Below are 10,714 nucleotides of genomic sequence, written 5' to 3' on the forward strand. Positions count from 1 at the left end.
AATCTGAATCGCATCGCGATTTTTCTTTGGACCAAAGTGGGGGCTTATCCACCCCCGTTTTTATCTTCCTAGTAAGTAATACCCAAGCTAATCTATTTTCAGACCAATCGTATTTAATTAGTAACAAGATCATTCAAATAGCGATTAAAGTATAACTATAAGTTTGTTATTTACGATAAATATAATTAATGTAGAAAAAACATGCATTCTGTTAATCACGCTGCTATACTCCCGCCTCCACCACTTTCCGTTCTTATATTATCATGGGTGTTTACGCTCATTTTGGTTGTGAATATTAAACCTTGAAAGGTTTAAGTGTATGAACGGCAGTAATTTTATTTTTTACTTAAAGTAATAACTGCCTGTGGTTTTAATAACACAATGGATTTTAAAAAATGAAAACTTTTGTAGCTAAGCCAGAGTCGGTAAAACGCGACTGGTATGTAGTAGACGCAGAGAATAAAACTCTAGGTCGAATTTGTACGGAAATTGCTTTACGTTTACGTGGTAAGCATAAGCCAGAATATACTCCTCACGTAGATACTGGTGATTACATCATCGTTATCAACGCAGAGAAAGTAACTGTAACTGGTAATAAATTTAAAGATAAAGTTTACTATGCTCATTCTGGTTTCCCAGGTGGCCTTAAATCTATGACTTTTGATAAACTTCAAGCTAAAAAGCCTGAAATGATCATCGAAAAAGCTGTTAAAGGTATGTTGCCAAAAGGACCTTTAGGTCGCGCTATGTACCGTAAGCTTAAAGTTTACGCTGGTACTGAGCATAATCATGCTGCACAACAGCCTAAAGTACTAGACATTTAAGGAATACTATCATGGCAAATCAATATTACGGTACAGGCCGTCGTAAAAGCTCAGCAGCTCGCGTATTTTTACGTCCGGGTACTGGTAACATAGTAATCAACAAGCGTTCAATCGAAGAATATTTTCCTCGTGAAACAGCGCGTATGGTTGTTCGTCAACCATTAGAACTTGTTGAAATGACTGAAAAGTTTGACTTACTAATCACTGTTTCTGGTGGTGGTATTTCAGGTCAGTCTGGCGCAATTCGTCACGGTATTACTCGTGCACTTATGCAATTTGACGAATCACTTCGTTCTTCATTACGTAAAGCAGGTTTTGTTACCCGTGATGCTCGTAAAGTTGAGCGTAAGAAAGTGGGTCTTCATAAAGCACGTAAGCGTCCACAATTCTCAAAACGTTAATATTATTGCGTTCGAAAGAATTTCAAAAACCCAGCTTTTGCTGGGTTTTTTGTTTTTAAAGCGTAAAATAATTTTTTTTGATAGATTTTTATAAAATTTATATAAATCAGTCAGTCAAGATGCAATATATTTGCTACAATTGTACCACAATTATAATCTGAAATTTTAGCGTGTTTAATTTGAGTCTTTGGCTCTGGATATCCTTATAATTAATAAGGATTTAATTTAAGATTGTGACTGTTTGTAAGTAATTTTTGTAATTTAACCTGCTGTAACTGAATTCTCAATGTGGCAAGTATTGAGATACATCGTGGAGATGAGTGGATGAGCAATGCGCCAGTAGACAATAGCCGACGTCGCTTTTTAACCATAGCTACCTCTGTCGTAGGTGGTATGGGAGCGGTTGGAGCTGCTGTCCCTTTTATCGCGTCTTGGAACCCAAGTGAAAGAGCCAAATCTGCAGGTGCGCCTGTAGAAGTGGATATTAGTAAGCTTGAGCCGGGACAATTAATTCGTGTTGAGTGGCGAGGAAAACCTGTATGGGTTGTGAATCGTACTCCTAAAATGTTAGAAACGTTGAAAACGTTAGATAGCCAGTTGAAAGATCCGTCATCAGAAGAGGAGCAGCAACCTGATTTTGCTAAAAATCCTTACCGTTCTATGCGTCCTGAAATCTTTTTAGCTGTGGGTATTTGTACTCATTTAGGATGTTCTCCAAGTTTCCTTAAAGGTAACTTTGGTGAAAAAGTGGAAGGCGTTGAAGATGGTTTTTTCTGTCCTTGTCACGGTTCTAAGTTTGATTTAGCCGGTCGCGTATTTCAAAGCGTACCAGCGCCAATTAACTTAGAAATCCCTCCTTATATGTTTGTTGACGATACAACGATTATTGTTGGTATCGAAGAAGGGGCTGCATAATGTTAAAAAAATTAGCGACTGATACGATTGATTGGATAGATCAGCGTATTCCTATGACACGTGTTTGGAATATGCACTTAGCACAATATCCAACACCTAAAAACTTTAATTTCTGGTACTTTTTTGGCTCTTTAGCTATTTTAGTATTAGTAAACCAAATCCTAACGGGTATTTGGTTAACAATGAACTATGTACCATCTTCTGAAGGTGCTTTTGCATCAGTTGAATACATCATGCGTGATGTTGAATATGGTTGGTTACTGCGTTATTTGCACTCAACAGGTGCTTCAGCCTTCTTTGTTGTTGTTTATCTGCATATGTTCCGAGGCATGATTTATGGCTCCTATCAAAAACCACGTGAATTACTGTGGTTATTTGGTATGTTCATTTTATTAGTGCTAATGGCTGAGGCTTTTATGGGGTATTTATTACCTTGGGGTCAAATGTCGTTCTGGGGTGCGCAAGTAATTATCTCTATATTTGGTGCGATTCCAATTATTGGTGATGACTTAACGCTTTGGATCCGGGGTGACTATGTTATCTCTGGTGCAACATTAAACCGCTTCTTTGCATTACATGTTATTGCATTGCCATTGGTTTTAGTTATTTTAGTGTTTTTACATATTATTGCATTACATGAAGTAGGCTCTAACAACCCTGATGGCGTTGAAATTAAACGTAAAAAAGGTTCTGTAAAAGAAGAAGATAAAACTAAATTTAAGATTCATGAGTACTATTCTGATAAAAAAGATATCGTTGATGCGATCCCATTCCACCCTTATTATACGGTGAAAGATATTGTGGGTGTTGTTGGCTTTTTATTCTTTTTCTGTGCAATTGTATTTTTTGCTCCGGCGATGAACGGTTTCTTCCTTGAAGGTCCAAACTTCGAAGCTGCTAACCCATTAAAAACGCCTGAGCATATTTTCCCTGTTTGGTATTTTACACCTTTCTACGCTATTTTGCGTGCAATCCCTGATAAATTATTAGGTGTAATTGCAATGGGTGCTGCGATTGTTATGTTGGCATTATTGCCTTGGGTAGACCGTGGTAAAGTTAAATCTGTACGTTACCGTTGTGGTATGCATAAATGGAACCTAGGTGGTTTTGTTATTACATTCTTTATCCTTGGTTGGATAGGTGCAACACCGCAGACAGATTTTAAAACGATTCTATCTCAAATTACCACAGTAACTTACTTTATGTTCTTTGTATTGCTATTTGTATATAGTAAAAACGAAGTGACTAAGCCATTGCCAGAGAGGTTAACTAAATAATGAAAAAACTTATCGTAGGTTTATTCGTATTGTTACCAATGTTTGCAATGGCAGCTGGCCCATCGGTACCATTGATGAAAGCGGGTAATGATTTAACTGATAATGCATCATTACAACGTGGTGCTAAGTTATTTATGAACTATTGTCTTGGTTGTCACCAAATGCAATATCAACGTTATGAACGTACTTTTCGTGATATTGGTATTCCAACTGTAATTGGTGAAGAGCAACTTATTTTTGATGGTTCAAAAGTAGGTAGCCATATTAAAAATGCAATAGATACAGATGATGCAGCTAAATGGTTTGGTGCGCCACCACCTGATTTAACGCTGATATCTCGCGTGAAATCGCCTGATTACATTTATACTTATCTTAAATCTTTTTATAAAGATGATTCTCGCCCATTTGGCGTAAATAATGTTGTATTCCCTTCAGTGGGCATGCCCCATGTTTTACAAGAACTACAAGGTGTTCCGATTGCAATAACTGAAGAAGTTGAAGAGCATGGTCATACAGTAACTAAAATAGTAGGTACTGTATCTGATGGTTCAGGCGAAATGAGTGATGATGAATATGATCAAGTAGCTCGTGATTTAACTAACTTTTTTGAATACGTGGGTGAACCTTCACGTTTAGAATCAAAAGCGTTAGGTATTAAAGTGTTAGGATTTTTATTTATATTATTTATTCTGGCATTTTTATTGAAAAAAGAATACTGGAGAGATGTTCATTAATTGAACTTTCTTTAGCATAAAATAATGTAATAGGGGCTTTGCCCCTATTGATGTCTCTAGCAAAAAATAAATGGAGGTAGGCATGGCTGTTGCTGCCAATAAACGCCCTGTAATGACTCTTTTTTCTGGTGCTAACTGTATGTATAGCCACCAAGTACGTATTGTACTAGCAGAAAAAGGCGTAAGTGTTGATATTCACTTAGTTGAAAATGATAATTTACCTGAAGCGTTACATGAAGTTAACCCTAATGGAACGGTTCCAACTTTAATTGACCGTGAATTAGGTTTATATCAGGCAAACATTATCATGGAATACCTTGATGAACGTTTTCCACATCCTCCACTAATGCCAGTATATCCTGTCATGCGTGGTCGTAGTCGCTTATTAATGCATAGAATACAACAAGATTGGTATTCTTTAGCTGCTAAAGTATACGAAGGTGGCAATGATGCTGCTGTCGCACGTAAAGAGTTAACCGAAGCTATTTTAGCTATCGGTCCAATTCTTGCTGAAGTTCCTTACTTTATGAGTGAAGATTTCAGTTTAGTGGATTGTTATATTGCTCCATTACTTTGGCGATTACCTGAACTGGGTATTGAACTGATTGGCCCTGGAAGTAAAGAAGTAAAAGAATACATGAAACTTGTATTTGAACGTGAATCATTTGAAGCTTCTTTAACAGAGTCTGAACGTGAAATTCACTTGTAACAGTCTTGTAGTTGAGTATTGTTAAGCCATCCGTGGTATATTAAAAACATAGAAGCCTTCATATAAATTTTGAAGGCTTTTTATTTTGATTCTAAAGTAGCCATGAAGTTATGTGATTGGTACTATCTTAAACTGATTTAGATTTTATTTAGGTGGTCAAATGATGACTTCAAATCGCCCATATTTATTACGTGCTTTTTATGATTGGATTATTGATAATCAATGCACTCCTCACTTAGTTGTGAATGCAGAGCACCCTTCAGTAGTGATACCCACTCAGTTTGTGCAAGATGGCCAAATTGTATTGAATGTTAGCCCTACAGCAGTAGCACAGTTTAATATGGATAATAATGAATTAAGTTTTAATGCGAGGTTCTCGGGACAGCCAATGCGTGTATCGGTGCCCATTAATGCTGTTTTAGCAATCTATGCGAGAGAAAATGGTGAAGGTACTGTTTTTACATCTGAAGAAGATGAATTATTCGAAAGTGACGATGTAGAAATCCAAGAAATTGATACCAGCCTTCCCAGTAATCAAGAAGAGTCAAAATCTAAGAAGAAAGGTTCACATCTTCGTGTTATAAAATAACAGTTCTGATACGTACCTATATTAAGAACGCTAGTTGGTGTTTTTTGAGAGGCGAGCTATTTTTCTTGCAGCGTAAAATTGAGCATACTAATAAAACCCCTCCGCTTCGCAAAGCGAAGGCAAGCCTAAATCTGAAAGTTTGCCTCGGAGGAGTTTTATTTATAAATATTCAAATACTTTAATAACTTTAGCGACACCTGATATATTTCGTGCTATATCGACGGCCTTATTACCTTCTGTTTGTTGTACTAATCCCATTAGAAAAACTTCGCTATTTTCCGTTACTACTTTTATATTGGTTCCGCTAATATTTTCATCAGTTAATAACATTGCTTTAACTTTAGAAGTTAGCCAAGTATCAAATGTTTTTGTTGTCATACCAACATTACTACTAATTCTTATTTGATTGTGCACTTTTTTTATCGCAGGAATATTTTTAATTAATTGTTGTGCTTTTGATTTCATTTCTTCAGTGGGTGTTTGCCCTAAAAGTAAAACGATACCATTTAAACTGATCACTGAAATGTTTGCATGCTTATTTAATTGTTCATTACCTTTTATTTCTAAAATGGCTTTGATTTCAATATTATTATCATCGATTTGAGAACCAATAGTTCGTCTATCGTTTGCTGAAGTAACTACCCCAGCAGTACCTGCTACAAGCGCTACAGCGCAGCCTTGTAATATAAAAATACTCATAATAATAAATAGCGTATTACGCATGAATTTCATCCTGTGGAAATAAGGTTAAATCAATTAATTCACTTAAGCAGTGTAAACTTAATAAATGAGACTCAATAATACGGCTTGGTCTTTTTGATGGCACGCGAATTTCTACATCGTTAGGACCCAGTAAACCTGATAATTCACCACCATCGTTGCCTACAAGGACTATGACAGTCATATCTTTAGTTAGTGCAGATTCTACTGCAGAAATAATAGATTTTTCATTACCGTTAACGGCAATGGCGAGTAGCATATCGCCTTGTTGTGCAAAAGCTCTTACTTGACGTGAAAAAACCTCATGTTCATTTTGTTCTGCATAAGTGCTTAAATTATTAACTTCAGTATTAAGGGCGATAGCGGGTAAGCAAGGCCTCTCAGTTTCATAGCAGTTAACTAATATAGTTGCTATATGCTGCGCTAACATTTGACAGCTTTGGTAACCACAACAGATCAGTTTGTTACCATTAATGAGATTTTGCGCTATAGTGAAAGCTGCTGATTCTAAGGGACTAGGCAGTACTTCACCTGCGGCGATATGCGCTTGTATGCTTTCGGTGTAAATTTCTTTGACAATATCTTGCATTGTTAAACCTTAATAAAACCTATTCTATTATTCTAAGCTCTACTAGAGAACATTTTTGATCCAATTAAATTGATATGGATTCTGCCCATTTATCGCAACAAAGTCGACCCTTAAGGCGTTATTTTGCAATTGATGGTGCTGAATATAATGTTGAATCGCTTTTTTTAGCTTATTCTGTTTGGCGCAGGTTAAGGCATTTAACGCGCCACCATATTGTTTTGATTTTCGATATTTAACCTCAATAAAAACGATAGTTTCTTGATGTGCCATAATAAGGTCAATTTCACCTAATTTACACCAATAATTACGCGAAATAGGCTTTAAGCCATGTTTTTTTAAGTAATTTTCAGCTTGTTTTTCATAATGAAATCCTTTTTGCCTACTATTGTGCCAAACTGTTTTTAGCCATTCCATGCTTGAACCCTTAAAATAATAAAGATAGAGCTTAATGTTAATTAATGCAATTAATCTATAGTTTCAGGCGGTTGTAAAAATAAAGGTGTTGGTTTTACTTCTTTTAAGCTAAGTACCTTAATCGATTTTTGATAATAACGTGCCCATTGTAATTGTCGGTGGATCTGTCTCTGTTCGTTAATCGAAAGTAACCCAGTTAAACCTTGAATGCTTTTACCTGATAAAGTACTTAATTGTTTTAATTGGGGGATCAATTTAACAGCATCATAGCCCATGGCAAATAAACGTTGCTGTAAATCACCTTGCTGAGGCCACAGTTTATCAAATTGTGCTCTCAAAGCGGGTTGTGTATGGCCTTGGGGTAGCATCCATGGGATTTCTGTAAAATACAGCCCTGCTAAATCGCGTTTATCTGTTTTATCGACTTGTAAACTGTGACTCTTTGAACTTGCATACATAGGTATCTTTGCAGAGAAAGTACTAATGTTAACATCAAAGTAAGGTTTTAATAAGCGCGTTTGAACAGCATCTCCAATTAAATAAATAACATCTATATCACGACGAGAACGGGTGTCACTTTTTACTTTTTCACGGAAAAATAGTTTAACTTTATTGATCCGTTTTTGACTTTCATCTACCTCTAAAAGCTTTTTTACCTGCTTTTGCATATCTTTTTTATCTGCATAAAAACCAATTTCAGGCTGGGTTTTAGAATATTGTTGCCACTGCTGAGTAAATGATGCAACTAAACGTTCTCCAGATTTATTTTTGGGTACTAGTAAAAGTGGTTTTTTGAAATCTTTAGCTACAAAATGGTTGATAGCTTGAGTGAGTTCATGTTCTGGTGAAAGTGCAAAGTAATAATGTTCTAAACTATTATTTTTTTGTGAATTAGAGTTTAGGAATATAGTAGGGTAATTTACTAACATTTCAGATTGCTTGACTTTATCAATATTACTTTTAAGTAAAGGACCTATTATAAAGTCAGGCTGAATGATATTTATTTGTTCATTAATTTTATCAATTGACTCGATACTATTAATATAGTGAATTTCAGCTTGATTACTTATTTCAGATGCTGCGAGAATCCCGTTTTTAACTGCCTCTCCAATTCTTGCATTCTTGCCTGTCTCGGGTAATAAAACGGCAAGTTTTGTTAGTCTATAAGGTTCTATAGCCATTAAGCTTTTCATTTTATCTGGCAGTGCAAAGCTAGCTGGGTGGCGTGGGTAGCGTTTTTGCCAATTATTCATTGCACTATGCAAAGAGACAGGATCACCTATATATAATTGACTATAAAGGGCTAAATTAATCCAACCTTGTTGTATGCCTGAACCTGTATTGAATTGTTCTAATGTTAAACTTGAGAGCTTAGTTAATTCACTCCATAGCTTTTGGTTTAATTCGTTAGCATCAATTTCATGTTTTTGTGCTATTTCAGATGCTCTAAAATAATAAGGTATGGCTTGAAAGGTTAAAGCTTGTTTAGCGTAAATGTTGCCTGTAATAACTTGATGCCAATAATAGTGAACAGGGCTGTTAAGTTTATCATTTAATTCGCTTAATAAAGCTAATGCATGTGGGTATTGATTTTGATGGTACTGTGATAATGCGATATATAATATGTTTTGTACGTTATCTGAGCTTTGACTTGAAATTAATGTGTTACAAATAGACTCAAGCATTGGCCAGTTTTTTTCTATTAATGCCTTTTCTCTGGCTAAATATAATAACTGTATTTTGTCAGCTCCGCGTTTAGCCCTAGCATTTTTATACAATTGAGCCGCAGTAAAAACTTTATTTTTGATTTTTTTTTGCTGATTTATATGGGGCTTTTTAAGGATCTGCGTTTTCTCTGTTGTACTACAGGCTGATAACAGGGAAAATAACAATATTAAACTATAGTGTGTAAGCCGCACGGCAATATCTCAAAAAAAGGTTATACACTATATTACTGACAGAAGCAGGATACCTCAATGCTAAATGAGCACAATTCAAGTAAAATAGGCACACTTTATGTTGTGGCAACCCCAATCGGTAATTTAGATGATATAAGTCAGCGCGCATTAAAAGTGCTATCAAGTGTTGATCTTATTGCAGCAGAAGATACAAGACATACAGGTAAACTACTGAGTCACTTTGCCATTAAAGCTAAAATGGTTGCTGTACATGATCATAATGAAAAGCAAAAATCACAGCAAATAATAGATTGGTTAAACGAAGGTCTTGATATTGCTTTAGTATCAGATGCTGGCACACCACTTATTAGTGATCCGGGATATGCAGTTGTTAATTTATGTAGAGAGCAAGGAGCAAATGTAACACCGGTGCCAGGTGCTTGTGCGGCAATTGCAGCAGTGAGTTGCTCTGGTTTAGCAACAGATAAATTTCAGTTTATCGGTTTTAGTCCTGCAAAAAGTAAAGCGCGACAAGATTTTTATTTAAATGCCGTTAACTCAGGCATGACAACTATTTTTTATGAAAGTACCCATAGAATCATGGCAAGTTTAGACGATGCCGCAGAATGCTTGGGTAGTGAACATAAAATTGTATTAGCAAAAGAGTTAACTAAAACGTATGAAACTTTTTTTAGTGGCTCTATCGCTGAATTGATTGTATTTTTGAATGAAGATCGCGCACGCCAAAAAGGTGAGTTTGTATTAATGTTACCAGGTAAGATTATTAATAAGCAGGAGTTTAGCCCTGAAGTTATACAAATGTTGGAGTTAATTAAGGTTGAAATGCCATTGAAAAAAGCATGTGGTATTGTTGCAACTTATTTTGATTTAAAGAAAAATGCACTATATAAAGTGGCTTTAGAGCTGCAAGAAAGCTAGAAAATTAAATATGACAGTTAATTATTGTATTTTTTAATAAAAAAATAAGAATAAATTCCCTCTTACAATATAAATCAGTATAATCCGCCTCCTGAGTTGGCTAGATGATCGCTGCTTTATCGTTGTATGTTTTGTTTTGGCAAAAGGTATACGGATAAAGGGGAGGAAAGTCCGGGCTCCACAGGGCAGGGTGCCAGCTAACGGCTGGGAGGCGTGAGCCTACGACAAGTGCAGCAGAGAGAAGACCGCCGATGACTCTTTCGAGAGAACAGGTAAGGCTGAAAGGGTGCGGTAAGAGCGCACCGGACCACTGGTGACAGTTGGTTGCAGGGTAAACTCCACCCGGAGCAAGACCAAATAGGGTTCCTTATGGCGTGGCCCACGTTGGAACCGGGTAGGTTGCTTGAGCCTTAAAGCGATTTAAGGCCTAGACGAATGATTATCCTTTTCTTAGGAAAAGAACAGAACCCGGCTTATACGGCTGACTCACCTATTTTAGAAACTGCTTTACTTTTGTATAAAGGTCAAGCAGTTAACTAAATTCATATTTACAACAATTGATTACGACAATTAAATGGTACGAAAGATGGTACAAAAATTGTCAAAAGGAATGCAGCACTTAACGAGAATTAACTTTCGTTTTAAACTTCCTAAAAATTTAACTTCATCAGAATTACGTTTCCGGTGTTTTTCAAGACAGTTGTC

The 10,714-nt window shown here is 36.1% G+C and carries 12 protein-coding genes and 1 other RNA gene; 9 read left to right on the forward strand and 4 right to left on the reverse strand.

The window, feature by feature from the left end; genetic code table 11:
* The first annotated feature begins 395 nt into the window (after window positions 1-395).
* From rplM to CJF42_RS20850, 7 genes are all read left to right on the forward strand, one after another.
* Window positions 396-824, forward strand: a complete 429-nt coding sequence (gene rplM, locus CJF42_RS20820; RefSeq protein WP_091983211.1) for a 50S ribosomal protein L13 — start codon at window positions 396-398, stop codon at window positions 822-824.
* 8 nt (window positions 825-832) lie between these two features.
* Entirely contained in the window at window positions 833-1,225 is a 393-nt protein-coding gene (rpsI, locus tag CJF42_RS20825) for a 30S ribosomal protein S9 (RefSeq protein WP_095368515.1), read from the forward strand.
* A 324-nt stretch (window positions 1,226-1,549) separates the two neighbouring features.
* A complete protein-coding gene (gene petA / locus CJF42_RS20830) occupies window positions 1,550-2,140 on the forward strand; it encodes a ubiquinol-cytochrome c reductase iron-sulfur subunit (protein WP_095368516.1) in 591 nt (196 codons plus the stop codon).
* The gene (locus CJF42_RS20835) at window positions 2,140-3,417 is read left to right on the forward strand and encodes a cytochrome b (protein WP_095368517.1); all 1,278 of its coding nucleotides are present in this window, start codon (window positions 2,140-2,142) and stop codon (window positions 3,415-3,417) included. Before petA ends, CJF42_RS20835 begins: the two co-directional genes overlap by 1 nt.
* Window positions 3,414-4,151, forward strand: a complete 738-nt coding sequence (locus tag CJF42_RS20840) for a cytochrome c1 (protein ID WP_095368518.1) — start codon at window positions 3,414-3,416, stop codon at window positions 4,149-4,151. Before CJF42_RS20835 ends, CJF42_RS20840 begins: the two co-directional genes overlap by 4 nt.
* Before the next feature lie 82 nt (window positions 4,152-4,233).
* Window positions 4,234-4,860, forward strand: a complete 627-nt coding sequence (gene sspA / locus CJF42_RS20845) for a stringent starvation protein SspA (protein ID WP_095368519.1) — start codon at window positions 4,234-4,236, stop codon at window positions 4,858-4,860.
* A gap of 163 nt (window positions 4,861-5,023) precedes the next feature.
* Entirely contained in the window at window positions 5,024-5,449 is a 426-nt protein-coding gene (locus CJF42_RS20850) for a ClpXP protease specificity-enhancing factor (protein ID WP_095368520.1), read from the forward strand.
* Window positions 5,450-5,608: 159 nt separating this feature from the next.
* Here CJF42_RS20850 and dolP read toward each other — a convergent pair whose 3' ends face one another.
* Genes dolP through CJF42_RS20870 form a run of 4 tightly spaced genes read right to left on the reverse strand, consistent with a single transcriptional unit; the run spans window position 5,609 to window position 8,950 of the window.
* A complete protein-coding gene (gene dolP, locus CJF42_RS20855; protein ID WP_095368521.1) occupies window positions 5,609-6,172 on the reverse strand; it encodes a division/outer membrane stress-associated lipid-binding lipoprotein in 564 nt (187 codons plus the stop codon).
* A complete protein-coding gene (locus CJF42_RS20860) occupies window positions 6,165-6,758 on the reverse strand; it encodes an SIS domain-containing protein (RefSeq protein ID WP_095368522.1) in 594 nt (197 codons plus the stop codon). The genes dolP and CJF42_RS20860 overlap by 8 nt, the downstream gene beginning before the upstream one ends.
* 42 nt (window positions 6,759-6,800) lie before the next feature.
* Window positions 6,801-7,172, reverse strand: coding sequence for a YraN family protein (locus tag CJF42_RS20865; protein ID WP_095368523.1), 372 nt, complete (start codon window positions 7,170-7,172; stop codon window positions 6,801-6,803).
* A gap of 50 nt (window positions 7,173-7,222) precedes the next feature.
* On the reverse strand, window positions 7,223-8,950 hold the full coding sequence (locus CJF42_RS20870) for a penicillin-binding protein activator (protein WP_252097684.1): 1,728 nt from the start codon (window positions 8,948-8,950) through the stop codon (window positions 7,223-7,225).
* Window positions 8,951-9,148: 198 nt separating this feature from the next.
* On the opposite strand from CJF42_RS20870, the gene rsmI reads away from it, so the two are divergent.
* Both rsmI and rnpB read left to right on the forward strand, forming a co-directional pair.
* The gene (rsmI, locus tag CJF42_RS20875) at window positions 9,149-10,009 is read left to right on the forward strand and encodes a 16S rRNA (cytidine(1402)-2'-O)-methyltransferase (protein ID WP_095368525.1); all 861 of its coding nucleotides are present in this window, start codon (window positions 9,149-9,151) and stop codon (window positions 10,007-10,009) included.
* A gap of 92 nt (window positions 10,010-10,101) precedes the next feature.
* An RNA gene (gene rnpB, locus CJF42_RS20880) (RNase P RNA component class A) lies at window positions 10,102-10,502 on the forward strand.
* Window positions 10,503-10,714 lie beyond the last annotated feature (212 nt).

Origin of the sequence: Pseudoalteromonas sp. NBT06-2 (assembly GCF_002276045.1) — a bacterium.
Taxonomy (GTDB): Bacteria; Pseudomonadota; Gammaproteobacteria; order Enterobacterales; family Alteromonadaceae; genus Pseudoalteromonas.